Origin of the sequence: Variovorax sp. 3319 (assembly GCF_031456585.1) — a bacterium.
Lineage (GTDB): Bacteria > Pseudomonadota > Gammaproteobacteria > Burkholderiales > Burkholderiaceae_C > Variovorax > Variovorax paradoxus_P.
On the sequence record NZ_JAVDUZ010000008.1, the window covers coordinates 139,449 to 164,888 of the forward strand.

The window sequence follows — 25,440 nt, forward strand, 5'->3', positions numbered from 1 at the left end:
AAGCGGCGCTCCTATAATCCACGGCCCCCGAGGTAGTTACGGAAAAAGTTTCAGGAGGTTTTTTTGTCATCGACTGCTCAGCCCCCCATTCCCGCCGCTGGCGATTCACCTGAACAGTCGCCGATTGAAAAAGAGTTGGCTGTCTTGCTGGTGAACGCGCTCAATCTCGAAGTCGCCCCCGAAGACATCGTGCCGACCGATCCGCTCTACGGCGAAGGCCTGGGCCTCGATTCCATCGACATCCTCGAGGTTGCACTCGAAGTGTCCCGGCGCTACGGCTTTCAGCTGCGTTCGGACGACGAGCGCAACCAGCAGATCTTCCAGTCGCTGCGCACGCTCGCGACCCACGTCGCCCAGCATCGCAGCGCCTCCTGATCCATGTCTCGATGGCGACTGGCGCTCCTGCTGCTGGTGGGGGTGGCCTATGCCGGCCTCTCTCACTGGATGATGCTGTTCCACCCCACCGAACCGTGGGCGGTGGTGGTCTTGCTCGGCCCGCTCTGGCTGGCGGCCATGGGTTTTGCCGCCAGCAAGCTCGGCCGTTGGGGCTTCGTTGCCGCCATGCTGCTCGGCATTGCGGGCTTTGCGCTCGTGTTCCTGGGTGAGGCGGGCGACACCAACCGGCTCTATGTATTCCAGCATGTGGCCATCAACGGCCTCCTGTGCGGCTGGTTCGGCGCCTCGCTGCGCGGGCCCGGCCTGCCGCTGATCACCCAGTTCGCGCAGCGCGTGCATCCTCTCAAGGGCCACATGCTGGCCTACACCACGCAGCTAACCCGCATCTGGACCGCGTATTTCGCGCTCGTGGTGGCGTCGTCCATCGTGGTGTACCTGACCTTGCCTTTCTCGGCGTGGTCGCTGCTGGCCAATGTGCTGACGCCGCTTTCGGTAACTCTTCTTTTCGTGGGCGAGCACCTGGTGCGCTACCGTCTGCACCCGGAGTTCGAGCGCACGCGGCTCATCGATGCGGTGCGCGCCTTCCAGGGAACATCGACCATCGACAACGGCACCGGCAGCCGGTAAAGCAGGGCACCCGCGTGACCGCCGAAACCCGCCTGCTGCCGCTCATTGCCAACCGCGACCTCGACGCGCCGCTGGCCTGGCGCGCTGGCGTGCCGGTAAGCACGCGCCAGTTCCTGGCCGACGTGGCCCGGTTCGCGCCGCTGCTCCCCGCACAGGGCAAGGCCGTCAACCTGTGTGTCGATCGCTACGCCTTTGCCGTCAGCCTGGCCGCCGCGCTGGTGCGAGGCCATGCAAGCCTGCTGCCGCCCGACGCGCGGCCCGACACGCTCGCGCGCCTGGTCGAATCCGGCGGGCCGAATCTTTTTGCGCTGACCGATGACGCCGGCCTGGCCACGCCCGGCATACCGCGCGTGCTCATCGAGGACCGCTCCAGCCCCGAAGGCGGCGCTGGCCTCGATGTGCCGGCTGTCGACGGCGGCATGCATGCGGTGAGCCTGCTGACGTCGGGCTCGACCGGTGTGCCCCAGCCGCACGCCAAGCGGTGGGAAACGCTGGTTGGCGATGTGGCCGTGGCGGTAGAGCGGCTCTCCAGCCTGCTTGGCCGGCCGTCGCTTGCGGGCCTGACGCTGGTCGCGACCGTGCCGGTGCAGCACAGCTACGGGCTCGAATCATCGGTGTTGCTGGCAATGCTCGGCGGCGCTGCATTCGACAGCGGGCGGCCGTTCTTTCCGGCCGATGTAGTCAAAGCGCTTGCCTCGGTGCCGCGCCCGCGTGCGCTGGTCACCACGCCTTTTCATCTGAAGACCCTGCTGCTCTCGGGCATCGAACTGCCACCCGTCGACCTGATTCTTTCGGCTACCGCGCCTCTCTCGCCGCAACTGGCAGCGCAGGCCGAGCAGGCTTTAGGCGGCGTGCTTATTGAAATCTACGGCAGCACAGAGTCCGGCCAGGTCGCCACCCGCCGCACCACGCAAAGCGAGGTGTGGGAGAACTTCGGCAACATTCGCGTGCATGCCGAACCGGGCGAGGGCGATGGCCCCGAGCGCTTTATCTTCAGCGGCGACTTTTTGCCCGAGCCCACCCCCATGGCCGACGTGCTCGAGCTGCTTGACGCACGCCGCTTCAGGCTCTTCGGCCGGGCCAACGACCTGATTCACGTGGCCGGCCGGCGCAGTTCACTCGCGCACCTCAACTATCACCTCAACAGCATTGCCGGCGTTGAAGACGGCGCGTTCTGGCTGCCTGACGAAGTGGCCGACGGCGTGGTACGCCCGGTGGCTTTTGTGGTGGCCCCCACGCTATCGGCTGGCGAAATCATTGCCGCGCTGCGGCAGCGGCTCGAGCCGGTGTTCGTTCCGCGCCGTGTGGTGCAGGTCAAGTCTTTTCCACGCGAAGGCACCGGCAAGCTCACAGTGCGGGCGCTGCGCGAATTTGCGCTTGCGCAACTGGCGGGAGACGACACGCCGGTGCAGATTGCCCACGCGGTGCCGGTCGATCATCCGGCGTTTGCGGGCCACTTTCCCGGCCAGCCGCTGCTGCCCGGGGCACTGATATTGGCCGAGGTAATGCAGGCCGTGCAGCGGGTGCCGGCGCTGGTTGCCCGCCTGGGCACCCATCCCACGCTCGCAGCGGCCAAGTTTCTTGCGCCCGTACGGCCAGGGAGCATGCTCTCCATCGACTTGCAACCCGAAGCCGGGGCCGCGCGGGGCGTGCGTTTTGACGTGCGCTGCGACGGCGTGGTGGCTGTCACCGGCCGCTGGACCGCGGCCCAAGACTCCGCGTGATGAAGCACACCCAAGCCGAGACGCGCGCCGTGAAAGAGGTGGCGCAGACAGGGCAGCGTGGCGACTGGGCGCGCGCGCCCGAGCGCAGCAACATGCTTGCGCTGCGCTTCATCTGCATGATGGCGCTGGTTTTCGGGCGGCACATCACGCGGCTGCTGCTGCCGCCCATCAGCCTGTACTTTCTGTTGTTCGCGCCCACGCCGCGCCGCCACATCAAGCGCTACCTGTTCAGGGCCATCGGCCCGCGTGCCGGATGGATCGACGGCTATCGCCTGCTGCACGCCTTTGCCTCGACGGTGCTCGACCGCGTGTACTTTCTGCGCGGGCGCATGGATCTGTTCGACGTAAAGGTCAGTGGCAACCTTCCGCTGGAGGCCGAGGCCCTGAAAGGGCGGGGCGCCTTCCTGCTGGGGGCGCATGTCGGCAGTTTCGAGGCGCTGGGCGCCTGCAAGCACCAAAGCCAGCACAAGCAGGCGCTGCGGCTCGCGATGCTGATGTACCCCGACAACGCGCAGCGCATCACGGCCATTCTCAATGCCATCAGCCTGCCGGAAGCACGGCCCCACGTCATCGCACTGGGCCGCCCGCACTCGATGCTCGACCTGCGCGACTGGCTGGACAACGGCGGCTTGGGCGGCATGCTGGCCGACCGCACGCTGCCGGGCAGCGAAGACCAACCCGCGCAGCAGCGCGGCAACAACATCGTGCTGCCTTTTCTGGGCCAGCCCGCCAGCTTCAACGACGGCCCGTTCCGTCTTGCGGCGCTGCTGCGGCGCAAGGTGTTCTTCATGGCCGGCCTCTACGGCGGCGGCGCGCGCTACGATGTTCAGTTCGACCTGCTGGCGGACTTCAGCGAACGGGCCTCCGACCCCGCCGAGCGGGAACGCCGCATCCGCGCAGCGGTCGAAGCCTACGTGGTGCACCTGGAAGCGCTGTGCCGCGCCCACCCCTACAACTGGTTCAATTTTCATGATTTCTGGCTCGAAGATTCGGTTTGACTGGCTTTGCCGTAGCCTGCTGCTGGCATTGGCCTGCTGTGCCGCTCCGGCGTGGGCTTTCGACCTGTCCGAGCTGATGGGTCTTCTTGCCAAGCAGAAAAGCGGCGAAGCGCGTTTCACCGAACAGCGCTTCGTCCATGGGCTTGAAGGCCCGCTCGATGCCCGGGGCACGCTGAGCTTCGAGGCCCCCGACAAGCTGGTGCGGCGCACCCTGTCGCCGCGTGTCGAAACCATGGCGGTCGAAGGCAACACGCTCACGCTGTCGCGTGGCGGCCGCAACCGCACCCTCACGCTCGACAGCATGCCCGAGCTGCTCGGCCTGGTCGAAGCCATGCGGGGCACGCTCACCGGCGACGGCACCACGCTGCAGCGCTATTTCCGCAGCGCCGTAAGCGGTTCGGCCGGCAGCTGGACGCTCGACCTCACGCCGATCGACAGCCGCCTTGCGGCGCAGATGCGCAGCATTCGCATCTCCGGCCGCGCCAGCGAAGTGCTGGGCCTTGAAATGGAATTCGTCGGCGGCGACCGCTCGGTAATGAGCATCACGCCCGAGCGGGCTGGGGCCGCTCCCGCTGCGCCGGCTGGTGCTGCGGGGCGCACCACGCCGTGATCGATCGCGACACCGCGGGCGGCCCGCCGAGCTGGCAGCGCCGCGCGCTGGTGCTGCTGGTGTGGGCGCTCGTCCTGCTGGCAGGCGCATTGCAGATCGCGCGAACGCATTTCAGCGCGGATCTCTCGGCTTTTCTGCCCAAGAGCCCTGACGTGCGGCAGCAGGTGCTCATCGAGCAACTGCAAAGCGGCGTGGCTTCGCGCACGTTACTGCTCGGTATCGAAGGCGGCGCGAGCGTGGAGCAGCGCGCAGCGGTGTCGCGCGCAGTGGCCAAGGCCATGCGCGAAAGCCGGCTGTTCGACCTGATCCAGAACGGCGACACGGGCGACTGGTCCGAAGCCGGCACCTGGGTGTTCGAGCACCGCTATCAGCTTTCGCCGGGCGTCAAACCCGAGCAGTTCACCGTCGATGGGTTGCGCGACGCAATCAACGAAACGCTGTCGATGCTGGGTACGCCCGCGGGCAACGTGATCAAGCCCTTGCTCGACCGCGATCCGACCGGAGAAACGCAGCGCATTGCAGTCGACCTGGCCCCGGCCAGCGCACCGCGCAGCGAGGACGGCGTGTGGATGTCTCGCTCGGCGCCGCGTGCGCTCATGATTGCCACCACGCGGGCAGCGGGCAGCGATCTCGATGCCCAGGCTGTTGCCATTGCACGCGTGCATGCGGCCTTCGACGCCGCAACGCGCGACATGGGCGAGGCCAAGCCCAAGCTGCTGCTCAGCGGCCCGCCGGTGTTTTCGGTGCTGAGCCGCGACAAGATCAAGACCGAAGCGACCCATCTCGCCATCGTGGGCGGCATCGTGATGGGCGGGTTGCTGCTGCTGGCGTTCGCGTCGCCGCGTGCGCTGGTCATCGCATTCTTGCCCGTGGCCACGGGCGTGGTCATCGGTACCGCCGCGGTGAGCGTGGTGTTTGGCTCCGTGCACGGCATGACGCTGGGCTTTGGCAGCACGCTGATCGGAGAGACGGTCGACTACGCCATTTATTACCTCATCCAGGCGCGCGGCGCCGCCGTTGCGGGCACTGGTTGGGCGAGGTGGCGCGATGTGCATTGGCCCACGGTGCGGCTCGGGCTGCTCACATCGGTGTGCGGCTTTGCGGCGCTGGTGTTTTCCGGCTTTCCAGGTCTCGCGCAGCTCGGCGTTTTCTCCATTGCGGGGCTCGTGGCCGCTGCACTTGCCACGCGCTACGTCTTGCCAATGCTCGCGCCGGACGGCGCCACCGGCATGGGCATGCGCAAATACATGGCGCGCGGAGCCGGCCTGCTGGTTCGCGGCCTGCCGCGCCTTCGCTGGGTGCTGGCCGGCCTGGGCGTTGCCGCACTGGCGCTGGTTGTGTGGCAGGGCGGCGATCTGTGGCGCGCCGATCTGGGCGCGATGAGCCCGGTGCCAAAGTCGGCCCAGCAGCTCGACGAAATGCTGCGCGCCGATATCGGCACCGGCGACGGCAGCACGCTGGTGGTGGTCTACGGTGCAGACGAAGAAACCGCGCTGCGCAACACCGAGACTGCCGCGGCACGGCTCGAGGCACTGGTCGACAAGGGCGAGCTCGGCGGCTTCGAAACAGTAACGCGCGTGCTCCCGAGCGCGGCAACCCAGGCGGCGCGCCTGGCTAGTTTGCCCGATGGCGAAACGCTGCGAACCCGCCTTGCCGAGGCCACGCAGGGGTCGCCGTTGCCCGCCACGCGCCTGGGCCCCTTCCTGGCCGAAGTCGAAGCTGCGCGCAAGCTGGCGCCCGTGCGGCGAGCCGACCTGAAGGACGGCCCGCTCGGTTCGGTCGTCAACACACTCATGTACCAGCGCCCCGGCGGCGGCTGGTCGACGCTATTGGTTCTTCATCCGGGCCCGAAGTTCGATGCCGGGCGGCTCGAAGCGGCGCTTGCCGGTGCGCCTGAAGTGCAGGTGGTCGACGTGGGCCGCGAGCTGGCAGGGCTCTATCAACGCTACCTGCATGAGGCCTTTGTGCAGGTGCTGCTCGGCGCCTTGGCGGTCGTGGTGCTGCTCGGCATCTACCTGCGTTCGGGCCGGCGCCTGCTTGCGGTGTGCCAGCCGCTGGTGGTCGCGGTGGTGCTCACCCTCGGCGGCATGGCTGTGCTCCAGGTGCCGCTGGGCATCTTGCACCTGGTGGGGCTGCTGTTGATCGTGGCGGTTGGCTCGAACTATGCGCTCTTTTTCGACCAGTTGCGTGTTTCCGGCCGAGCCGATGAAGACACACTGGCCTCGCTGATGCTGGCCAATGTGACCACGGTGGTCTCCTTCGGGCTGATCGCAATTTCGGATATTCCGGCGCTTTCGTCGATCGGCCGCGTGGTCGCGCCGGGTGCCTTGCTGGCACTGCTGCTCTCGGCGGCTTTCGCGAGCCGGGTAACACCGCCAACCGCGCGCGGCTGATGGGAAAATCCTGCTCCATGTCTTCTGCATCTGCCACAGCTTCCGGACCCTGGCCCTTGCCTCCGGCCATCCGCGCGAGCGCGCTGGTGCATATAGCCGCCCTCGGTGCGGGCGCGTTGGTGCCAGGTGCGGTGCCCTGGGCCATTGGTGCGGTCGTGCTGAACCATGCGCTCATAACCGGTGCGGGGCTCACGCCACGCAGCAGTCTTCTGGGGCCGAACGTCACGCGCTTGCCCGAGGCGGCCGGCGCACGGCGCCAAGTGGCCATCACCATCGACGATGGCCCCGAGCCCGAAGTGACGCCGCGCGTGCTCGACCTGCTGGATGCCTATGGCCAGCGCGCGACTTTCTTCTGCATTGCCGAGCGCGTGCTTGAGCACCCGGCTCTTGCGCGCGAGATCGTGGCGCGGGGCCACAGCATTCAGAATCACACCGCGCGGCACCGGCACAATTTTTCTTTTCTCGGGCCTCGCGGCTTTGCCAACGAAATAGCGCGGGCTCAAGACATCCTGGCTGAAACCATCGGCCAGCGTCCCACCTGTTTTCGCGCGCCGGCGGGCTTGCGCAATCCGTTCCTGGAGCCGGTGCTGCACCGGCTGGGCCTTTCGCTCGTCAGCTGGACGCGCCGCGGGTTCGACACGCGCGAAGGAAATCCCGCCAAGGTCATGGCGCGCCTTGCCCGCAATCTGCAGGCGCGCGACATCCTGCTTCTGCACGATGGCAACGCCGCGCGCACCCCTGAAGGAAACCCCGTTTTGTTGGAGGTATTGCCCTTGCTGCTCGAACGCCTGCGCGCCGATGGCCTCAGCGCCGTCACTCTGCCCGAGGGCCTGAAGCCATGAGCGCGGTGCAGCCTTCTTCAACCGTAACGACCGACAGCGCCTGGCGTGAACTGCACGAGGCCGCCACCATTCCCTACAAGAAGGGCGGCAGCTTTGCGTGGCACTTCGCGCGCGGCAAGCTGGGGCGCGATCCGGTGTTTCGCGGGCTGCTCGAACGCGGGCTGATCGGGCCGGAGCATCGCCGCGTGGTCGACATCGGCTGCGGGCAGGGGCTGTTTGCCAGCCTGCTCGCATCGATGAGCCGCATGCAGGCGCAGGGCCGCTGGCCTTCGTCGTGGAAGCCCACGCCGCCCGCAGCCGATTACACCGGTATCGAACTCATGCCCAAGGACGTGGCGCGTGCCGAAGCGTCCATCGGGCATTTGCAGCCCGCGCCCAAGCTGGTCTGCGCCGACATGTGTTCGGCGGTGTTGCCCGAGTGCGACCTGGTCGTGATTCTCGACGTGCTGCACTACGTGAACATCGAGGCGCAAGACGGCGTTCTGCAGCGCGTGCGCGATGCGCTGCAGCGCGGCGGCAGCCCCAACGCGCGGCTTCTCTTGCGCGTGGGCGATGCATCGAGCAAGCGCGGCTTTGCCATCAGCCAGTGGGTCGACCGCACCGTGACGCGCATCCGCGGTCACAAGGTGTCGCCCACGTGGGGCCGTCCGCTGACCGACTGGATCGCGGCGCTGCAGCGGCTGGGCTTCAAGGTGCAGAGCATTCCAATGAGCGAAGGCACGCCGTTTGCCAACGTGCTGCTGGTGGCCGACCTGGAGCGCGCTGCGTGACAACGGCCCCGCAAACGCTCGACCGCGCGGGCATTGCACAGCGCATTCCGCACAGCGGCAGCATGTGCCTGCTCGACCGGCTCGAGCGTTGGGACACCGAGTCAATCCATTGCAGCACCCGCACGCATGAGCAGCCGGACAACCCGCTGCGAACGGCGGACGGCCTGCTTGCGCCCAATGCCATCGAGTACGCCGCGCAGGCCATGGCGCTGCATGGCGGCCTGTTGGCGGCCGAGGGCAGCACGCCTTCAGCCGGATTCCTTGCGAGTGCGCGCAACGTGCGCTTCGCGGTCGCCCGGCTCGACGACGTTGCCGGCGCACTGCAGGTGCAGGCGCGGCGCCTCTCGGGCGATACCAACCAGATTCTTTATGAATTCGCGGTGAAGAACAGCGACGGCCTCATGCTGGCCGAAGGCCGCGCCGTGGTGGTGCTGAACACGCCGCTTGCAACCGGAGCGACTGCCACATGACCATGAGCCTCGAAGGAAAACGCGCACTCGTCACCGGTGCCAGCGGGGCGCTGGGTGCCGCCATGGCCGAGCGCCTTGCGCGCGATGGCGCCACTGTGCTGCTGCACGCGAACTCGCGGCCCGAGGCTGTAGAGCAGCTGGCGGCCAGGATTGCCGCAGCGGGTGGCAAGGCCGAATGCCACGTGTTCGACCTGCGCAGCGACGAAGCGTGCCGCGTGGCATGCGAACGAATGCTCGTAGATGGGCCGGTTCAGATCGTCGTCAACAACGCGGGCGTGCACGCCGACGCGGTGCTGCCGGGCATGCGCGCCGACCAGTGGCACAAGGTCATTGACATTTCGCTCAACGGCTTTTTTCGCGTGACGCAGCCGCTGTTGCTGCCGATGATGCGCACCCGCTGGGGCCGCGTGCTCAATATCTCGTCCATCTCGGCACTCACCGGCAATCGCGGACAGGTCAACTATGCGGCCGCCAAGGGCGCACTCAACAGTGCGACCAAGGCGCTGTCGCTCGAAGTGGCCTCGCGCGGTGTCACGGTCAACGCCATTGCGCCGGGCATCATCGCCTCGCCCATGGCCGATGCTACGTTCGACCCCGCCATGGTCAACCAGATGGTCCCGATGAAGCGTGCCGGAACGCCGCAAGAAGTGGCGGCGCTGGCTTCGTTCCTGGCCAGCGACGAGGCGGCCTACATCACGGGCCAGGTGATTTCGATCAACGGCGGAATGATCTGAGTTTTTCTGCTGCCGGACGCCCCGCGAAGCGCTATCTCTGAAAAGGCGGCGCCCCACGAAGCTTGCGAAAAACAAGCCCGGGCAGCCGCAACACGAATTCGATCATCAGACGCGTGTGCATCCACGTCAGCAGCACGTTGTCGCGCCCATAGCGAAAGTGCGAAACCCCGCCTTCCTCGGCGCTCAGGTACTTCACCGGCGCATCGATGTTCACCGGCTTGACACCGCGCCACGCCAGCCGCACGACGGCTTCGGTGTCGAAGTCGAAGCGGCGCATCCAGGGCTGCCGCGCCATGACGGCGATCAGGTCGGCAATCGGGTACACGCGAAATCCGTAGAGTGAATCGCCAACGCCGGCAAACAGGGTTTCCAGCTGCGTCCAGCCGTTGGATACGCGCCTTCCGCGCACGCGCAGCAGCGGGGCGGAGGCGTCGAACACCGGCCGGCCGAGCACCATGGTTTCGGGTCGCGCCTCTGAAGCGGCCATGAACGAAGGAATCAGGTCGGCGGGATGCTGGCCGTCGGAATCCATGGTCAGCGCATGCGTGAAGCCGGCCTCGCGCGCCGCCTGCAAGCCATGCAGCACGGCCGCGCCCTTGCCCTGGTTTTGCGGCAGCAGCCAGACCCGCAGGCCCGGGTCGCCGGCGGCCATCTGCTGCAGGCGTTCGCCGGTGCCGTCGGTGCTGCCGTCGACCACGACCCACACGGGGTTCCACTGCGCGCGGGCCGCTTCGACGGTCGAAAACAGGCGCTCGCCCGTGTTGTAGCTGGGGATCAGGACAAGGTGTGTGCGCGAGGCGTCTGGCATTCGGGGGACGCGTCGGTGGCGCGCTGTTCCATGTTTTGGCGAAAGTATTGTTCCAGCTCCGATTGCAGCACGTGGCTGTCCTGCATGGGCGCAAAACGCTGGCCCAGGCGGAGCGTGAAGACGATGGGCAGCGGCGGCACGCGCCACAGCGGCCATCCCTTGCTGAGGTACGGCGAGTCGGTTTCGATGAACACGGTCTGGACAGGCGCCTGCGCAAGCTTGGCGATCAGCGTCACGCCGTGTCCGAACGGGTTGAGCGGCGGCGTCACGGTGCGCGTGCCTTCCGGAAAAATGACCAGCTGCCCGCCGTTTCGCAGGTCCGCCACGGCCAGCCGCACCATGGTGCGCGCCGATTCGTTGCTGATGTAGCGCGCAAGCCGCGCGCCCGCGCCCAGAAAAATGTTGCGCAGCAGGTCGGCCTTCATGATGCAAGCGCTGCGCGGCAGCCGCGCCACCAGCAGCAACGCATCGAGCATCGTGGGATGGTTGGCAACAAAGATCACGCCCGGCTCGCTGCGCATCGGGTCGAGGCAGCTGGCATCGATGCGCATCATTCCGGTCACCGAGGCCAGGCCCCAGAACATGCGGTATGCAAAGGCAATGGTCAGACGGCCCAGCTTGCGGGCGGGGGCCTCGGGCATTACCGGGTAAAGCAGCATCGCGACGAAGTTCCAGACCAGTGAAATCAGGCCGAGGAAAAGCAGCAGCGCGTAGAGCATCAACGCGAGCGGAATGGTCGTGAGAATGCGCAGCACGCGGGTCATCGACGTCTTGCCGGTCTGGTCGGATCGCAACGACGGGTCAAGCCAGAAGGCGGCCCGGGGCGACGGCATGGGCCTCGATTTCCACCAGCAAGTCGCTTCGGCAGATGTCCGCCTCCAGGTAGACCGCATGGCGGATCATCGGCGCGTTGGCGCCAAGGGCGTTCTCGAGCACGCTGCGCACCGCGTCGGTGTCGCCCGGATGGCGCACATAGACCACGCAGTCGAGCATGGCAAGCGAAAACGTGGCCGTGACCTGGCTGTTGGCGGCTGCAATCACCGCTTCGAGGTTGCGCAATGTTTCACGCGTTTGTTCCAGCACGTCTCCCTGGTGAACGGTTTCATGCCCCACGATGCTCGCGGTGCCAGAGATGAAAAGCGCCACGTCGCCGTTGCCGACATCGGCCAGGGCGGCGCGCGAAAAGGTGGGCGAGCGCGGGCCGTAGGTTTCGGGATATCGGTAGGCGGAGACCTGGCGCGGGTTTTCGACCGGCACAGGGGCCGTTTGTCCGGCCAGGAACCGTATGGACAGTGCGCCCTGGTGAATGCCCAGCGCGCAAGCCGCCGGAGCGCCTTCGAAGGCGGCGCGGCCGGCTTCGAAAAACGCTTCCTGGCGGCCAAGATTGAACTGGCGGTAGCGCTCCAGCCCGCCGCCGTCGGCGTTGATTTGCGGCAGGTAGTTCCAGATGCGCAGCAGGTGCGGCGTCGCGGCCTGGTCGAGTGTCTTGAACAGGTCGCGATAGGCGCTGTGCGCAATTTCGGCCAGGTTCTGTTTTTCCGCGGATTCGTCGATGTCGATGGCACCCAGAAGCCACTGGCCGTTGCTGCGCCAGCGGGCAATGCCGGTGGTGCCCGATTGAACGTGCCCATTGTTCACGTGCCACACGTCGGCCATGGCGCCATGCCCGGAAAGCACCCGCGCGTTGACGGTAGGCATCCACGCCAGTCCGTGCGGCGTGCCGTAGCCGAGCGCGGCAAAAGGCGCAGTGCCGTTGGCGGCCAGCGCAAGGCTGTCGGACAGTGAAAGGCGCTCGACGCGCAGATGAGAAATTTCGCCCTGTACTCGCACGGTCAGCCGGCCTCGACAGTGTTTTCTGGCTTGCGGGCCATGTATTCGGAAAAAACGCCGAGGCTTGCGTGCCGGCGCACGTCGGTAAAGCCGGCGGCGCGCAAGGTTTCCAGCACGCGCTCGGGCGGAATGCAGGCTTCGATGGTGTCCCAGTAGTAGCGCCACAGCTCCGAAGTGTTGCTGCGGCGGCCGACCACCCGGGCGATGAGCGGCACCACCGCGCGCATGTAGCCCTTGAGCAGGGCTGTTGCAACGCGGCCTTCCGGCTTGGTGATTTCGAGCACCACCAGGCGTCCGCCGGGACGCAGCACGCGGTGGAACTCGCTGAAAGCGGCGGCCACGTCGCTGATGTGGCGCATGGCGTAGCCCATGCTCACAAAATCGCAGCTGGCGTCCGGCCGGGGCAGGGCCTCGGCCACGCCCGGCACCAGTTCAACGCCCGGCAGGTTGATCTGCTCCATCATGCCTACGCTGGGATCGACGCCCACCAGCTTGCCCGTCGGGCCGATGATCTTGAGCGCCTCGCGTGCGACCAGCCCGGTGCCAATGCCCACGTCGAGCACCTGCGCGCCCGCAGCGAGCCCGGCGTGCGTCAGGGCGGCCCGCCGGTAGGCGGGGCCGGTACCGAAGGCAAGCACGCTTTCGATGCGGTCGTAGTCGGCGGCGGTGCTGTCGAAGATGCGGCGCAGAAACGCCTGGTGCTCTGCCTCGTCCTTGTAGTACAGCGGCAAGGGGGTGTGCGGCGGAAGGATGGCCGGATTCCCGGGAGCGACAGAAGGCGATGGCGTCATCGACGGATTATCACCAAAAGACATGGCCGCTCCGGCTTGGCAGCCCGGCCGTTGCGTGCGCCGGACAGTAAACTCGGAGCCTGCTTTGAAAACACAGGATAGCGAGAGAAAAGTCATGGCCGGACATAGCAAATGGGCAAACATTCAGCACCGGAAGGGCCGCCAGGACGAGAAGCGCGGAAAGCTCTGGACCCGCGCCATTCGCGAAATCATGGTGGCGGCCCGTGCTGGCGGGGGCGACCTCAGTGGTAATCCCCGCTTGCGGCTTGCGGTCGAAAAAGCAAAGGCAGTCAACCTGCCGATCGACACCGTCAAGCGCAACATCGACAAGGCCACCGGCAACCTCGAAGGCGTGAATTACGAAGAAATTCGTTACGAGGGGTACGGAATCGGAGGCGCCGCAATCATTGTGGACACCATGACCGACAACCGCGTGCGCACCGTGGCCGAGGTGCGCCATGCATTTTCCAAGCACGGCGGCAACATGGGCACCGAGGGTTCGGTGGCCTTCCAGTTCAAGCACTGCGGGCAGATCATCTTTGCACCCGGCACCGACGAAGACAAGGTGATGGAGCTTGCGCTGGAGGCCGGTGCCGAAGACGTCGTTACCGACGACGACGGCGCCATCGAGGTGCTCACCGCAGTTGGCGATTTTGAAGCCGTCAAGAATGCACTCGAGGCCGCCGGCCTCAAGCCCGAGGTGGCCGAGGTCACCATGCGGCCCGAAAACACGGTCGAAATTACCGGCGAAGACGCGGCCAAGATGCAAAAGCTGCTCGATGTGCTCGAAGACCTGGACGACGTCCAGGAGGTCTATCACAACGCGGCGCTTTCCGAATGAACGACACACAGCGAATGAAGGCCTGCGAATGAAGGTATTGGTAATTGGAGGAGGGGGCCGCGAACACGCCTTGGCGTGGCGCTTGGCGCAGGCCAATCGGGTCAGCCGCGTGTACGTGGCGCCGGGCAATGGCGGCACCGTGAGCGACGAGCGCTACGACTGCATCGACATTACCGAGCCCGCCGCGCTGCGCGAATGGGCCACCAAGGAAAAGATCGCGCTCACCGTGGTCGGCCCCGAGGCGCCGCTCGCCGCTGGCGTGGTCGATGAATTTCGTGCGCACGGCTTGCGCATCTTCGGCCCCACGCAGGCCGCGGCGCAGCTCGAGAGCTCCAAGGCGTTTTCCAAGGCGTTCATGAAGCGCCACAAGATTCCGACGGCCGAATACGAGGCTTTTACCGATGCCGCCGCGGCCCATGCGTACATCGATGCCAAGGGCGCACCCATCGTCGTCAAGGCCGACGGCCTGGCGGCAGGCAAGGGCGTTGTGGTGGCCATGACGGCAGAAGAAGCGCACGAGGCGGTCGACTTCATGCTGGTCGACAACAAGTTCGGTGTGTCCCACAACGACGGCGGTGCGCGCGTCGTCATCGAAGAATTCTTGCAGGGCGAGGAAGCCAGCTTCATTGTGCTGTGCGACGGCAAGAACGTGACCGCGCTGGCCACCAGCCAGGACCACAAGCGCCTGCTGGACAACGACGAAGGCCCCAACACCGGTGGCATGGGTGCCTATTCGCCCGCGCCGGTGGTCACGGCCGAAGTGCACGCGCGTGCCATGCGCGAGATCATCCTGCCGACGATTCGCGGCATGGAAAAAGACGGCATTCCGTACACCGGCTTTCTCTACGCGGGTCTCATGATCGACCCATCGGGCCATCCGAAGACGCTCGAGTTCAACTGCCGCATGGGCGACCCCGAGACGCAGCCGATCATGATGCGGCTCAAGTCCGATCTGTTCGAGGTGTTCTGGCACGCGACCGACGGCACGCTCGACCAGGTCGAGCTGCAATGGGACCGGCGCGTAGCCTTGGGCGTGGTGATGGCCGCGCACGGCTATCCGCTCTCGCCGCGCAAGGGCGACCGCATTTCGGGCATTCCGGCCGAAGCGCCCGATGCCGTGGTGTTCCATGCCGGCACCACGCAGCAAGACGGCGAATTGAAGACCAGCGGCGGCCGCGTGCTTTGCGTGACGGTACTGGCCGACAGCGTGAAGCTCGCGCAGCAGCGGGCTTATGAGGTTGCCGCACGCATCAACTTCGATGGCGCGCAGTACCGCAAGGACATCGGGCATCGCGCGGTTCACGCGCGCAACCACCCCCAGGCTTGATGCAGCAGACCAATCCGGCAGCGGTGGGCGACTACCTGCGAGCGCTCCAGCAGGAGATCGTTGCGGCGGTAGAAGCTGCGGACGGCAGCGCCTGTACGCGCGATGCATGGCAAAAGGAACCTGGCGAGCCCTTGCAGGGCAACGGCCTCACCTGCATTCTCGAAGGCGGCGAGCTGTTCGAGCGCGCAGGCTGCGGTTTCTCGCAAGTGCGCGGCCCCAAGCTGCCGCCTTCTGCCACGCAGAACCGGCCTGAGCTTGCAGGTGCGCCTTTCGAGGCCATGGGGGTGTCGCTGGTGTTTCACCCGCGCAACCCCTACGTGCCCATCGTTCACATGAACGTGCGCATGCTGGCCGCGCTGCCCGAGGGCAAGGAGCCGGTGTGCTGGTTCGGCGGCGGCATGGACCTGACGCCTTGCTATGGCTTCGAAGAAGACGCGGTGCACTTTCACACCGCATGCCGCGACGCACTCGCTGCCTTCGGCGACGACAAATACCCGCGCTTCAAGACCTGGTGCGACGAGTATTTCTATCTGAAGCACCGCAACGAACAGCGCGGTGTCGGCGGCATCTTTTTCGACGATTTCTCCGAGGGCGGCTTCGAAAACGCGTTTGCCATGCTGCGTTCGGTGGGCAACGCCTTCTTGCCGGCCTATCTCCCAATTGTCGAGCGCCGCCGCGGCACGCCGTGGGGTGAGCGCGAACGGGCGTTTCAGCTGTACCGGCGCGGGCGCTATGTGGAGTTCAACCTGGTGTGGGACCGCGGCACGCACTTCGGGCTGCAGTCGGGCGGGCGCACAGAGTCGATCCTGCTTTCGATGCCACCGCTTGCAAGCTGGGCCTACCGCCAGCAGCCCGAGCCGGGCAGCCCCGAGGCCGCGCTGTACAGCGACTTCATCGTGCGGCGCGACTGGTTGTGAACCCCTCCGGCGCGCTGCGCATCGGCGTTTTCGGCGGCGCATTCGATCCGCCGCACCACGCGCATGTGGCCTTGGCCGAAGCAGCGCTTTCGCAACTTGGCCTGGCTGAACTGCACGTCATTCCCACGGGGCAGGCCTGGCACAAGAGCCGTACGCTCACGCCGGCGCAAGACCGCCTTGCAATGGCCCGGCTGGCTTTCTCCGGTTTGAAGGGCACGGTGGTGGTCGACAGCCGCGAAGTGTTGCGCGATGGCCCCACCTACACGCTCGACACCCTGCATGAACTGCAGAAAGAAGCGCCTCGCGCACAGCTCGTCTTGATCATGGGGGCCGACCAGGCCGCCGCTCTGCCCACATGGCACGGCTGGCAGGCTATACTCGGCATTGCTATTGTTTCTGTAGCGTATCGCGCATTGTCGACGGGCAACACTGCTCGTTTTGATCCGAAAATGCTGCCCGGCCTTCCGGCTGGCGCGCGTTTCGAAGCGCTCGAATTACCGGCCATGGACACCAGCGCTACCGACATTCGGCGGCGCGCGGCGCTCGGCGAGGACATTTCCTCGCTGGTTCCGCTCGCCGTTGCACGCTATATTGACCAACACCACCTTTACCGCCCTGCCTGATGACCACTGAAGCCGCCGCCAAGAAAGACACCCAGAAACTCCAGCGAGCCATCATCGATGGGCTCGAAGACGTCAAGGCGCAGGACATCCAGGTTTTCGACACAGAGCATCTTTCGCCGCTGTTCGAGCGCGTGATCGTTGCCTCGGGCACCTCGAACCGCCAGACCAAGGCGCTGGCCGCGAGCGTCCGCGATGCGGTGCGCGAAGCCGGCTTCGGCAAGCCGCGCATCGAAGGCGAAGACAACGGCGAGTGGATCATCGTCGACTGCGGCGCCGCCGTGGCGCACATCATGCAGCCCGCCATCCGCCAGTACTACCACCTGGAAGAGATCTGGGGCGACAAGCCGGTGCGCGCCAAGCTCGGAGGCACCAAGCCGGCCGTTGCAACCGCCAAGGTGGTCGAAGAGAAGAAGCCCGTCGCCGCCAAGATGCCGAACCTGCGCCGGGCAAGCGCGGCCAAGACCGCGGTCCGCGCGGCCGAGCAAGAGGCCAAGGCCGAGAAGGCCAGCAGGGGCACGGCCAAGAAGACCGCGGCCAAGAAAACCGCGGCAAAGAAGGCTCCCGCCAAGAAGACCGCGACCGCGCGCGTGCCGGTCAAGGTTGTGGGCAAGCCCGCCGCCAAGAAGCCTGCGGCCAAGAAGGCGCCTGCCAAGAAGGCGCCAGCGCGCCGCGCATGAAGCTCCTGGTGGTCGCCGTCGGGCAGCGCATGCCCGACTGGGCGCAGACTGCCTGGGACGACTACGCCAAGCGCTTTCCGCCGGAGCTCAAGCTCGAGCTGCGTGCGGTCAAGACCGAGCCCCGCGGCTCCAAGTCGCTCGAAACCCTATACGCCGCCGAACGCGAGCGCATCGAGGGCGCGATTGCAAGAGGCATGCGCATCGTGGTGCTCGACGAGCGCGGCACCGCGCTCACCACCAAGGCACTGGCCGCGCGCCTGCAAAGCTGGCAAGGCGAGGGCGACGACGTGGCGCTTGTCATCGGCGGCCCCGACGGGCTGGATCCCGCTTTCAAGGCCGCAGCGCACGAACGCATTCGCCTGTCCGACCTGACCCTGCCGCACGCAATGGCGCGCGTGCTGCTTGTGGAGCAGCTGTACCGGGCATGGTCGGTCAACGCGGGCCATCCGTATCACCGGGAATGACACCAGACTTCATCTATCTCGCGTCGCAAAGCCCGCGCCGCGCCCAGTTGCTCGGCCAACTCGGCGTTCGCCACGAACTGCTGCTTGCCGGCCCTGACGAAGACGCCGAATCGCTCGAAGCGGTGTTGCCCAATGAATCGCCCACCGCCTATGTGCAGCGCGTCACCGCGCTCAAGCTCGATGCGGCCGTCGCGCGCCGCAAGCGCCTGGGCCTTGCCGATGCGCCGGTGCTCTGCGCCGACACCACGGTTGCGCTGGGCCGCACGATTCTTGGCAAGCCCGAAGACGCGCGCGATGCCGAGCGCATGCTTGCGTTGCTCTCCGGCGCAACGCACCGCGTGCTGACGGCTGTCGCGCTTCAGCACGGCCATCGCCGCCATGCGGCGCTCAGCGTGTCGCGTGTGCGCTTCGCGGCAATCGGCAAAGAGCAGATCGCGCGCTATGCCGCAAGCGGCGAGCCGCTGGGCAAGGCGGGCGCCTATGCAATTCAAGGGGCTGCGGCTGCGTTCATCGAACACATCAGCGGGTCCTATTCGGGCATCATGGGACTCCCGATGTTCGAGACCGCGCAGCTCCTTCGCAGCGCCGGTTTCAATACCTGAGAATTCCATGCAAGACATCCTGATCAACTGGTCCCCTCAAGAGACCCGTGTGGCGCTGGTCGAGCACGGCGCAGTGCAAGAACTGCACGTCGAACGCACGCTGGAGCGCGGGCTGGTCGGCAACATCTACCTGGGCAAGGTTTCTCGCGTGCTGCCGGGCATGCAGTCGGCCTTCATCGACATCGGCCTCGAGCGCACGGCCTTTTTGCACGTGGCCGACATCGTGGCGCCGTTCACGCCGGGCTCGCGGCCGAGCGCGCCGGCACCCGATCGCGATCATCGCAACGGCGGGCCGATGGTGCCCATAGAAAAGCAGGTGTTCGAAGGCCAGTCGCTGCTGGTGCAGGTCATCAAGGACCCGATCGGCACCAAGGGCGCGCGGCTCTCTACGCAGATCAGCATTGCCGGCCGGCTGCTGGTGTTCTTGCCGCAGGACAACCACATCGGCGTTTCGCAGAAGATTCCCCCGGACCAGCGCGAATCGTTGCGTGCCCGCATGCTCGCCCTGATCGAGGCCGCAGCTGCGGCCGACAGCGGCGGTGTGGTGCCCGCCAACACTGGCGGCTTCATCTTGCGCACCAACGGCGAAGACTCGTCCGATGCCGAACTGGCCGAAGACATTGCCTACCTGCGCAAGACCTGGTCGCGCATTCGCGATTCGTCGGGCAAGGTGCCGCCCATGTCGCTGCTGCATCAAGACTTGAGCTTGCTGCAGCGTGTGCTGCGCGACATGACGAGTGAAGACACGCAAACCATCCGCATCGACTCGCGCGAGCAGTTCGAGGTGCTGCTCAAGTTCGGGCTCGAATACATGCCGCAGGCGGCCGGCAAGCTGCAGCACTACAAGGGCGAGCGGCCGATCTTCGACCTGTATTCGGTCGACGAGGAAATTGCCAAGGCGCTGGGGCGGCGGGTCGATCTCAAGTCGGGCGGCTATCTGGTGGTTGACCAGACCGAGGCGCTCACCACGGTGGACGTGAACACGGGCGGCTTTGTGGGCGCGCGCAATTTCGACGACACCATTTTCAAGACCAACCTCGAGGCGGCGCAGGCCATTGCACGGCAGCTTCGGTTGCGCAACCTGGGCGGGATCATCATTGTCGACTTCATCGACATGGCGCGCGACGACCATCGCGAGCAGGTGCTGGCCGAATTTCGCAAGCAGCTTGCGCGCGACCGCGTCAAGACAACCGCTGGCGGCTTTTCGCAGCTCGGCCTGGTCGAGATGACGCGAAAGCGCACGCGCGAATCGCTGGCACACATGCTTTGCGAGCCCTGCGCGGCATGCGGTGGGCAGGGTATCGTGAAGACCGCCCGCAGCGTGGCCTACGACGTGATGCGCGAGATCTTGCGCGAGGCGCGGCAGTTCACGCCGCGCGAGTTCCGCATTGTGTCGTCGCCGCAGGTAATCGAGCTTTTTCTCGACGAAGAAAGCCAGCATCTTGCCGGCCTGAGCGACTTCATCGGCAAGCCCATTTCATTGCAGGCCGAGCCCGCCATCGGGCAAGGGCAATACGACATCGTATTGCTCTGAGCGGTCGGCTCAGAGCGTCGGGTCCTGGCCCGGCGTTGCACTGCGCACGGCCAGCGTCTGCAGGCGCGCATAGAGCCCGTCGAGCGCCATCAGCTGCTCGTGGCTGCCTTGCTCGGCAATGCGGCCTTTTTCCATCACGATGATGCGGTCGGCATGCTGGATGGTCGAAAGCCGGTGTGCAACGATCAGCGTGGTGCGGTTCTGCATCAGGCGCTGAAGGGCGTCTTGGACCAGCCGCTCCGATTCGGTGTCCAGCGCCGATGTGGCCTCGTCGAGCAGAAGGATCGGTGCGTTCTTGTACAGCGCCCGCGCAATGGCCAGGCGCTGCCGCTGGCCGCCCGAAAGCTGCGTGGCGTTGTGGCCGAGCACGGTGTCTATGCCTTGCGGCAGGCTTTCTACGTGGCTCGCAAGATTGGCTGCCTCTATGCATTGCTGCACCCGGCTGCGGTCGATTTCGGAGCCCAGTGCCACGTTGGCGGCGAGCGTGTCGTTGAGCATCACCACGTCCTGGCTCACCATGGCGAATTGCGCGCGCAGGTTCTTGAGTTCCCAGTCGCTGGTGTCGTGGCCATCCAGCAGCACCTGCCCGTTGCTGGGCAGCACGAAGCGCGGCAGCAGGTTGACCAGCGTGGTCTTGCCGGAGCCCGAGGGGCCGACGAAGGCGACAACCTGCCCCGGCTCGATGGCGAGGCTCACGCCGTCGAGCGCACGGGCTTCGTCTTCGCCGCGGTAGCTGACCACCGCACCCTGAAGCTCGATGCGGCCTTGCGCACGTTCGATGCGAAAGCTGCCTTGCGGCTCGGGGGCCACGTCGTCTATCAGTACCAAGCCGCGCTCGAGTGCGGCCAGCCCGCGGGTAATGGGCGCTGCCATGTCCGCCAGGCGGCGAATGGGTGCAATCAGCATGAGCATGGCCGTGATGTAGGCGACGAAACCGCCCACCGTCAGGCCTTGCTCACCGCTTTGCCACAGCGCAATCATCACGACGACGGACAACGCAAGCGAAGCCATCATCTGCGTGAGCGGCGTGGTGGCTGCCTGCGCGATGGTCGACTTTACGGCGAGGCGATTCAGGCGCTGGCTCAGTTGCTCGAAGCGTTCGCCTTGTGCTTCTTCGGCGCCATGCAGCCGCACCATGCGATGCGCGAGCACGTTTTCTTCCACCACGTAAGCCAGCTCGTCGGTGGCTTGCTGGCCCTGCTGTGTGAGGCGGTAAAGGCGCTTGGAAAACACCTTCATGATCCACGAGATGCTCGGCACCAGGAAGGCGACGATGAGCGTGAGCTTCCAGTTCAGATAGACCAGGTAGGCAAGCAGCGCAACCAGCGTGAATCCGTCGCGCGAAAGCCCGAGGAGCGCCTGCACCAGGAGCATGGAACCCGTCTGCACTTCATACACCACGGTGTTGGAAAGCGCGCTGGCCGACTGCCGCGAGAACAGCGCCAGCTCGGCGCCCAACAGCCGCTGGAACAGCACGCGCCGCAGCCGCTGCATGCCTTCGTTGGCAATGCGCGAGAGCGCATATTGGGAAATGAACTGCGCAATGCCGCGCACTGCAAACAGCAGCAGCACGGCCGCGGGCACGATCCACAGCGCCAGTTGGCCGCGGTTGAATCCGCGGTCCAGCAGCGGCTTGAGCAGGGCGGCCATCAAGGGCTCGGTAATGGCGGCCAACAGCGCGCCAACGAGGCCGACGGCCCACCAGTGGCGCGAGCCGCCGAACCAGGTCATGAGGCGCGCCAGCCGGCGAATCAGGGGAGGGCGTGCGGTCTCACTGCCGGGGGATGCTTGCATGGCGGCGGATTCTACGGGGCGTCCGCAGAGGCCCTCGTAGAGCGGCTTTGTAGGACTGCATCGCTCGATACACGTTTTGTGACGGCACTGTCAAACCAGTGTGTAACATGTGGCCCGTCGCATCGGGTAGAACTTTTTTCCCCGAAACCTCTCCGAACCGCATGAACAAGCCGTTGCCAGTTTCCATTCCAACTCCTTCTTCATCGTTTTTTGCACGCCGCAGCCTTGTAGCGGCTCTTGCTGCAACTCCCATGATGCCCGCGCTCGCCCAGTTCAGGGTCGAGGTGTCCGGCGTCGGGCTGACCCAGTTGCCCATTGCGCTTGTCCCCTTCAAGGGGCAGGACGCCTCGCCCCAGAAGATTTCAGAGATCGTGCAGGCCGACCTCGAGCGCAGCGGCCAGTTCCGCGGCGTCGATGCCTCGGGCCAGGCGCTCGACGAAGCCTCGCGGCCCGACCTCGCGCTGTGGCGCCAGCGCACGGCAGATTCGCTGGTCGTCGGCAGCGTCACGCGGCTGGGCGATGGCCGCTTCGACGTGCGCTTTCGCCTCTGGGACGTGGTACGCGGGCAAGACCTCGGCGGCCAGAGCTACACCGTTCCGCAAGGCGACCTGCGCCTCGCGTCGCACCGCATTGCCGACTACGTCTATGAAAAGCTGACCGGCGACAAGGGCATCTTCTCTACGCGCATCGCCTACGTCACCAAGGGCGGCAGCCGTTATTCGCTGTGGGTGGCGGACGCCGACGGCGAAAACGCGCAAGCCGCGCTCGCAAGCCCGGAACCCATCATCTCGCCCGTGTGGTCGTCCAACGGGCAGCAGCTGGCCTACGTGTCCTTCGAGTCGCGCAAGCCCGTGGTGTACGTGCACAACGTGGCCAGCGGCCAGCGCCGGCTGCTTGCCAACTTTCGCGGCTCCAACAGCGCGCCGGCATGGGCACCCGACGGCAACTCGCTTGCCGTTACGCTCAGCCGCGACGGCGGCTCGCAGCTCTACACCATCTCGGCAAGCGGCGGCGAACCGCGCCGCCTGACCCAAAGCGCCAGCATCGACACCGAGCCTGTCTACTCTGCAGACGGCAGCACCATCTATTTTGTGAGCGACCGCGGAGGCGCCCCGCAGATCTACAAGATGAGCGCCGGCGGCGGTTCGCCAACCCGTGTCACGTTCAGCGGCACCTACAACATTTCTCCTTCTGTCAGCGGCGATGGCCGGTGGTTGGCCTACATCTCCCGCGTTGGCGGTGCGTTCAAACTCCACGTGATGGAGTTGGCAACCGGCAATGTCTCGGCCATCACCGACACCTCGGCGGACGAGAGTCCTAGCTTTGCCCCCAACAGCAAGCTGATCGTCTACGCAACGCACCTGCAAGGCCGCGAAGCGCTCATGACGACCACGCTGGATGGAAAAATCAAGGCACGGCTGGCGGGGCAGGCGGGAGACATAAGAGAACCGGACTGGGGTCCGTTTCAAAAGCAATGACCAAGGTTTATTTGAGGAGTTCCAGAATGTTGAAACGTACGATTTATTCGCTGGCTATCGTGGCTCTGATTGCCGGTTGCTCGTCGGGCACCAAGCTCAACGACACCCCGGTAACCGACCGCTCCGGCAACGCCGGCAGCCAGCAGGGCAGCGCCAGCGGGGTCGCCCCCGTCACCATCGACCCCAATGCCGGCACCGCCCAGGGCCCCGTCGGCATCGAACGGATCGTCTATTTCGACTACGACAGCTACACCGTCAAGCCCGAGTTCCAGGCCCTCATCGACGGCCACGCCCGTTTCCTCAAGGCCAACCCGCAGCGCCGTGTCTCCATCGAAGGCCACACCGACGAACGTGGCGGCCGCGAGTACAACCTTGCACTCGGCCAAAAGCGTTCTGAAGCCGTTCGCCGCGCCCTCACGCTGCTGGGCGTGAACGACGCGCAGATCGAAGCCGTGAGCTTCGGCAAGGAAAAGCCGGCGGCTCAGGGCTCGGGTGAAGAAGTCTGGGCACAGAACCGCCGCGCTGAACTCCGCTACACCCGGTGATGCAACACGCCCTATTGCGAGGCGCGGCACTGGCTGCCGCCTTGCTTTGCGTTTCGGCAGGCTCGCAAGCCGCGTTGTTCGAGGACGACGAGGCGCGCCGCGCCATCCTCGACCTGCGGCAGCGGGTCGAGGCCATGCGCCAGCAGACCGACCAGCGGCTCACCGATGAAAACGGCCAGCTGCGCCGCAGCCTGCTCGACCTGCAGAACCAGATCGAGCAGATGCGGGGCGATCTCGCGCGCATGACCGGCCAGAACGAGCAGCTGCAGCGCACCCTGGCCGAAATGCAGTCGCGCCAGAGCACCATCGATGACCGGCTGAAGCAGAACGAGCCTACCAAGGTGTCTGTGGACGGACGCGAGTTCTCCGCCGACCCGAAGGAAAAAGCCGATTTCGATGCGGCACTGGGCATCTTCCGTGCGGGCCAGTTCGCGCAGGCGCAAACCGCCTTCGCCGAATTCGTCAAGCGGTATCCGCAAAGCGGCTACAACGCCTCGGCGTTGTTCTGGCTCGGCAATGCGCAGTACGCCACTCGCAACTACAACGAGGCCATTGCAAACTTCCGCTCCATGCTGTCGCTCGCACCCGACCACGCCAAGGCTCCCGAGGCTGTGCTGTCGATTGCAAACTGCCAGATCGAGCTGAAGGACACGCGCGCCGCACGCCGCACGCTGGAAGACCTGACCAAGGCCTACCCGCAGTCCGAAGCCGCCCAGGCCGGCCGCGAGCGTCTCTCGCGCCTGCGTTGATGTGGGCGGAGCACTCCGCTTGAATGCACCCCTTCCACATGCGTTGACCGTTGCCGCGGCTGTCGTTACCGACACCGCGGCGCCTGACCTCGCGCGCCGCTTCGGCGGCCTCGAGCGTCTCTACGGCGTGGCGGGAGCCGCCGGCATCCGCAACGCCCACGTGCTCGTCGTCGGCATCGGCGGCGTCGGTTCATGGGCTGTCGAAGCCCTGGCGCGTAGCGGGGTGGGGCGGCTGACGCTGATCGATCTCGATCACGTGTCCGAGTCGAACATCAACCGCCAGATCCACGCGCTCGATTCGACCGTAGGGCAAGCCAAGGTCGAGGCCATGCGCGATCGCATTGCGCAGATCAACCCCGAGTGCAAGGTGTTCGCCATCGACGAATTCGTCGAGCCCGGCAACTGGACGGCGCTGCTCGATGCAGCGCAATCCGCAAACGGGCCCGCAACCGCAGTCATCGATGCGTGCGACCAGGTAAAAGCCAAGCTCGCAATGGCCGCATGGGCACGTGCATCGCGCGCTGCCTTTGTTACCGTGGGAGCGGCCGGCGGCAAGCGGCAGGCGCACAAGGTCGACATCGATGATCTTTCGCTTGTCACGCACGACCCGCTGCTTGCCCAATTGCGGCAACGCCTGCGCAAGGAACACGGCGCACCGCGCGAGGGCCGAAAGATCGGCGTGACCTGCGTCTTCAGCCGCGAAAGCGTTGCACCGCCCGACGCCTCCTGCGCCATTGAAGGCGACGGTTCGCTCAACTGCCACGGCTACGGTTCCGTGGTGAGCGTGACGGCCACTTTCGGGCAATGTGCGGCAGGCTGGGTTCTCGACAAAATCGCGAGCAGGGCCGCGCTATAATCTTTGGCTTTGCCGGATTCAACGTCCGCAAAGAAGAAAA

At 66.0% G+C, this 25,440-nt stretch carries 27 protein-coding genes; 22 read left to right on the forward strand and 5 right to left on the reverse strand.

Annotated elements, in window-relative coordinates:
• Nucleotides 1–63 precede the first annotated feature (63 nt).
• From J2X67_RS17320 to fabG, 10 genes are read left to right on the forward strand one after another with little or no spacing between them, the layout of a single operon-like run.
• Nucleotides 64–375, forward strand: a complete 312-nt coding sequence (locus J2X67_RS17320) for a phosphopantetheine-binding protein (RefSeq protein WP_012747776.1) — start codon at nucleotides 64–66, stop codon at nucleotides 373–375.
• Nucleotides 376–378: 3 nt separating this feature from the next.
• On the forward strand, nucleotides 379–1,023 hold the full coding sequence (locus J2X67_RS17325; RefSeq protein ID WP_281151023.1) for a hypothetical protein: 645 nt from the start codon (nucleotides 379–381) through the stop codon (nucleotides 1,021–1,023).
• A gap of 14 nt (nucleotides 1,024–1,037) precedes the next feature.
• Nucleotides 1,038–2,747, forward strand: coding sequence for an AMP-binding protein (locus tag J2X67_RS17330; protein ID WP_309954685.1), 1,710 nt, complete (start codon nucleotides 1,038–1,040; stop codon nucleotides 2,745–2,747).
• On the forward strand, nucleotides 2,747–3,745 hold the full coding sequence (locus J2X67_RS17335) for an acyl-CoA synthetase (protein ID WP_309954687.1): 999 nt from the start codon (nucleotides 2,747–2,749) through the stop codon (nucleotides 3,743–3,745). Before J2X67_RS17330 ends, J2X67_RS17335 begins: the two co-directional genes overlap by 1 nt.
• Nucleotides 3,717–4,355, forward strand: a complete 639-nt coding sequence (locus J2X67_RS17340; RefSeq protein WP_309954689.1) for a LolA-related protein — start codon at nucleotides 3,717–3,719, stop codon at nucleotides 4,353–4,355. Before J2X67_RS17335 ends, J2X67_RS17340 begins: the two co-directional genes overlap by 29 nt.
• Complete coding sequence (locus J2X67_RS17345; RefSeq protein WP_309954691.1) at nucleotides 4,352–6,748, forward strand: transporter; 2,397 nt, start codon at nucleotides 4,352–4,354, stop codon at nucleotides 6,746–6,748. Before J2X67_RS17340 ends, J2X67_RS17345 begins: the two co-directional genes overlap by 4 nt.
• On the forward strand, nucleotides 6,748–7,590 hold the full coding sequence (locus tag J2X67_RS17350) for a polysaccharide deacetylase family protein (RefSeq protein ID WP_309954693.1): 843 nt from the start codon (nucleotides 6,748–6,750) through the stop codon (nucleotides 7,588–7,590). Before J2X67_RS17345 ends, J2X67_RS17350 begins: the two co-directional genes overlap by 1 nt.
• Entirely contained in the window at nucleotides 7,587–8,360 is a 774-nt protein-coding gene (locus J2X67_RS17355; protein ID WP_309954695.1) for a class I SAM-dependent methyltransferase, read from the forward strand. The genes J2X67_RS17350 and J2X67_RS17355 overlap by 4 nt, the downstream gene beginning before the upstream one ends.
• A complete protein-coding gene (locus J2X67_RS17360) occupies nucleotides 8,357–8,830 on the forward strand; it encodes a hydroxymyristoyl-ACP dehydratase (RefSeq protein WP_309954697.1) in 474 nt (157 codons plus the stop codon). The genes J2X67_RS17355 and J2X67_RS17360 overlap by 4 nt, the downstream gene beginning before the upstream one ends.
• 2 nt (nucleotides 8,831–8,832) lie before the next feature.
• Entirely contained in the window at nucleotides 8,833–9,564 is a 732-nt protein-coding gene (fabG, locus tag J2X67_RS17365; protein WP_309954997.1) for a 3-oxoacyl-ACP reductase FabG, read from the forward strand.
• Nucleotides 9,565–9,595: 31 nt separating this feature from the next.
• Here fabG and J2X67_RS17370 read toward each other — a convergent pair whose 3' ends face one another.
• Genes J2X67_RS17370 through J2X67_RS17385 form a run of 4 tightly spaced genes read right to left on the reverse strand, consistent with a single transcriptional unit; the run spans nucleotide 9,596 to nucleotide 12,993 of the window.
• A complete protein-coding gene (locus J2X67_RS17370) occupies nucleotides 9,596–10,372 on the reverse strand; it encodes a glycosyltransferase family 2 protein (protein WP_309954699.1) in 777 nt (258 codons plus the stop codon).
• Nucleotides 10,339–11,205 (reverse strand): lysophospholipid acyltransferase family protein, encoded by an 867-nt coding sequence (locus tag J2X67_RS17375; protein ID WP_309954701.1) that lies wholly within the window; start codon nucleotides 11,203–11,205, stop codon nucleotides 10,339–10,341. The genes J2X67_RS17370 and J2X67_RS17375 overlap by 34 nt, the downstream gene beginning before the upstream one ends.
• Nucleotides 11,174–12,202, reverse strand: coding sequence for a Rid family hydrolase (locus J2X67_RS17380; RefSeq protein WP_309954704.1), 1,029 nt, complete (start codon nucleotides 12,200–12,202; stop codon nucleotides 11,174–11,176). Before J2X67_RS17380 ends, J2X67_RS17375 begins: the two co-directional genes overlap by 32 nt.
• A gap of 2 nt (nucleotides 12,203–12,204) precedes the next feature.
• Nucleotides 12,205–12,993, reverse strand: a complete 789-nt coding sequence (locus tag J2X67_RS17385; RefSeq protein WP_309954999.1) for a class I SAM-dependent methyltransferase — start codon at nucleotides 12,991–12,993, stop codon at nucleotides 12,205–12,207.
• A 115-nt stretch (nucleotides 12,994–13,108) separates the two neighbouring features.
• Between J2X67_RS17385 and J2X67_RS17390 the strand changes: the two genes are divergently transcribed.
• The 8 genes from J2X67_RS17390 to rng are packed head-to-tail and all read left to right on the forward strand — an operon-like array spanning nucleotide 13,109 to nucleotide 19,978.
• Nucleotides 13,109–13,834, forward strand: coding sequence for a YebC/PmpR family DNA-binding transcriptional regulator (locus J2X67_RS17390; protein ID WP_281151010.1), 726 nt, complete (start codon nucleotides 13,109–13,111; stop codon nucleotides 13,832–13,834).
• A gap of 28 nt (nucleotides 13,835–13,862) precedes the next feature.
• Complete coding sequence (gene purD, locus J2X67_RS17395; RefSeq protein WP_309954707.1) at nucleotides 13,863–15,161, forward strand: phosphoribosylamine--glycine ligase; 1,299 nt, start codon at nucleotides 13,863–13,865, stop codon at nucleotides 15,159–15,161.
• Nucleotides 15,161–16,078, forward strand: coding sequence for an oxygen-dependent coproporphyrinogen oxidase (hemF, locus tag J2X67_RS17400; protein WP_309954709.1), 918 nt, complete (start codon nucleotides 15,161–15,163; stop codon nucleotides 16,076–16,078). The genes purD and hemF overlap by 1 nt, the downstream gene beginning before the upstream one ends.
• Complete coding sequence (gene nadD, locus J2X67_RS17405; protein WP_309954712.1) at nucleotides 16,075–16,701, forward strand: nicotinate (nicotinamide) nucleotide adenylyltransferase; 627 nt, start codon at nucleotides 16,075–16,077, stop codon at nucleotides 16,699–16,701. The genes hemF and nadD overlap by 4 nt, the downstream gene beginning before the upstream one ends.
• Nucleotides 16,701–17,378, forward strand: a complete 678-nt coding sequence (rsfS, locus tag J2X67_RS17410; protein ID WP_309954714.1) for a ribosome silencing factor — start codon at nucleotides 16,701–16,703, stop codon at nucleotides 17,376–17,378. The genes nadD and rsfS overlap by 1 nt, the downstream gene beginning before the upstream one ends.
• On the forward strand, nucleotides 17,375–17,842 hold the full coding sequence (gene rlmH / locus J2X67_RS17415; RefSeq protein ID WP_081270496.1) for a 23S rRNA (pseudouridine(1915)-N(3))-methyltransferase RlmH: 468 nt from the start codon (nucleotides 17,375–17,377) through the stop codon (nucleotides 17,840–17,842). The genes rsfS and rlmH overlap by 4 nt, the downstream gene beginning before the upstream one ends.
• Entirely contained in the window at nucleotides 17,839–18,444 is a 606-nt protein-coding gene (locus tag J2X67_RS17420) for a Maf family nucleotide pyrophosphatase (RefSeq protein WP_309954717.1), read from the forward strand. The genes rlmH and J2X67_RS17420 overlap by 4 nt, the downstream gene beginning before the upstream one ends.
• Before the next feature lie 7 nt (nucleotides 18,445–18,451).
• A complete protein-coding gene (gene rng, locus J2X67_RS17425; RefSeq protein WP_309954719.1) occupies nucleotides 18,452–19,978 on the forward strand; it encodes a ribonuclease G in 1,527 nt (508 codons plus the stop codon).
• A 9-nt stretch (nucleotides 19,979–19,987) separates the two neighbouring features.
• On the opposite strand, the gene msbA is transcribed toward rng, so the two are convergent.
• Nucleotides 19,988–21,772, reverse strand: coding sequence for a lipid A export permease/ATP-binding protein MsbA (gene msbA / locus J2X67_RS17430; RefSeq protein ID WP_309954721.1), 1,785 nt, complete (start codon nucleotides 21,770–21,772; stop codon nucleotides 19,988–19,990).
• A 251-nt stretch (nucleotides 21,773–22,023) separates the two neighbouring features.
• On the opposite strand from msbA, the gene tolB reads away from it, so the two are divergent.
• Genes tolB through J2X67_RS17450 form a run of 4 tightly spaced genes read left to right on the forward strand, consistent with a single transcriptional unit; the run spans nucleotide 22,024 to nucleotide 25,400 of the window.
• Complete coding sequence (gene tolB / locus J2X67_RS17435; protein WP_309954723.1) at nucleotides 22,024–23,250, forward strand: Tol-Pal system beta propeller repeat protein TolB; 1,227 nt, start codon at nucleotides 22,024–22,026, stop codon at nucleotides 23,248–23,250.
• Between the two features lie 26 nt (nucleotides 23,251–23,276).
• A complete protein-coding gene (pal, locus tag J2X67_RS17440; protein WP_309954725.1) occupies nucleotides 23,277–23,795 on the forward strand; it encodes a peptidoglycan-associated lipoprotein Pal in 519 nt (172 codons plus the stop codon).
• Nucleotides 23,795–24,544, forward strand: coding sequence for a tol-pal system protein YbgF (gene ybgF, locus J2X67_RS17445; RefSeq protein ID WP_281151001.1), 750 nt, complete (start codon nucleotides 23,795–23,797; stop codon nucleotides 24,542–24,544). Before pal ends, ybgF begins: the two co-directional genes overlap by 1 nt.
• A gap of 19 nt (nucleotides 24,545–24,563) precedes the next feature.
• Nucleotides 24,564–25,400, forward strand: coding sequence for a ThiF family adenylyltransferase (locus tag J2X67_RS17450; protein WP_409050511.1), 837 nt, complete (start codon nucleotides 24,564–24,566; stop codon nucleotides 25,398–25,400).
• Nucleotides 25,401–25,440: the final 40 nt, after the last annotated feature.

Bases quoted from the DNA above. Each gene is read 5' to 3' on its own strand.
- J2X67_RS17325 (WP_281151023.1), top strand. From the start codon at position 379: ATGTCTCGATGGCGACTGGCGCTCCTGCTGCTGGTGGGGGTGGCCTAT.
- J2X67_RS17335 (WP_309954687.1), top strand. From the start codon at position 2,747: ATGAAGCACACCCAAGCCGAGACGCGCGCCGTGAAAGAGGTGGCGCAG.
- J2X67_RS17340 (WP_309954689.1), top strand. From the start codon at position 3,717: ATGATTTCTGGCTCGAAGATTCGGTTTGACTGGCTTTGCCGTAGCCTG.
- J2X67_RS17350 (WP_309954693.1), top strand. From the start codon at position 6,748: ATGGGAAAATCCTGCTCCATGTCTTCTGCATCTGCCACAGCTTCCGGA.
- J2X67_RS17355 (WP_309954695.1), top strand. From the start codon at position 7,587: ATGAGCGCGGTGCAGCCTTCTTCAACCGTAACGACCGACAGCGCCTGG.
- fabG (WP_309954997.1), top strand. From the start codon at position 8,833: ATGAGCCTCGAAGGAAAACGCGCACTCGTCACCGGTGCCAGCGGGGCG.
- J2X67_RS17370 (WP_309954699.1), bottom strand. From the start codon at position 10,372: ATGCCAGACGCCTCGCGCACACACCTTGTCCTGATCCCCAGCTACAAC.
- J2X67_RS17375 (WP_309954701.1), bottom strand. From the start codon at position 11,205: ATGCCGTCGCCCCGGGCCGCCTTCTGGCTTGACCCGTCGTTGCGATCC.
- J2X67_RS17385 (WP_309954999.1), bottom strand. From the start codon at position 12,993: ATGACGCCATCGCCTTCTGTCGCTCCCGGGAATCCGGCCATCCTTCCG.
- J2X67_RS17390 (WP_281151010.1), top strand. From the start codon at position 13,109: ATGGCCGGACATAGCAAATGGGCAAACATTCAGCACCGGAAGGGCCGC.
- purD (WP_309954707.1), top strand. From the start codon at position 13,863: ATGAAGGTATTGGTAATTGGAGGAGGGGGCCGCGAACACGCCTTGGCG.
- hemF (WP_309954709.1), top strand. From the start codon at position 15,161: ATGCAGCAGACCAATCCGGCAGCGGTGGGCGACTACCTGCGAGCGCTC.
- rsfS (WP_309954714.1), top strand. From the start codon at position 16,701: ATGACCACTGAAGCCGCCGCCAAGAAAGACACCCAGAAACTCCAGCGA.
- rlmH (WP_081270496.1), top strand. From the start codon at position 17,375: ATGAAGCTCCTGGTGGTCGCCGTCGGGCAGCGCATGCCCGACTGGGCG.
- J2X67_RS17420 (WP_309954717.1), top strand. From the start codon at position 17,839: ATGACACCAGACTTCATCTATCTCGCGTCGCAAAGCCCGCGCCGCGCC.
- rng (WP_309954719.1), top strand. From the start codon at position 18,452: ATGCAAGACATCCTGATCAACTGGTCCCCTCAAGAGACCCGTGTGGCG.
- msbA (WP_309954721.1), bottom strand. From the start codon at position 21,772: ATGCAAGCATCCCCCGGCAGTGAGACCGCACGCCCTCCCCTGATTCGC.
- tolB (WP_309954723.1), top strand. From the start codon at position 22,024: ATGATGCCCGCGCTCGCCCAGTTCAGGGTCGAGGTGTCCGGCGTCGGG.
- pal (WP_309954725.1), top strand. From the start codon at position 23,277: ATGTTGAAACGTACGATTTATTCGCTGGCTATCGTGGCTCTGATTGCC.
- ybgF (WP_281151001.1), top strand. From the start codon at position 23,795: ATGCAACACGCCCTATTGCGAGGCGCGGCACTGGCTGCCGCCTTGCTT.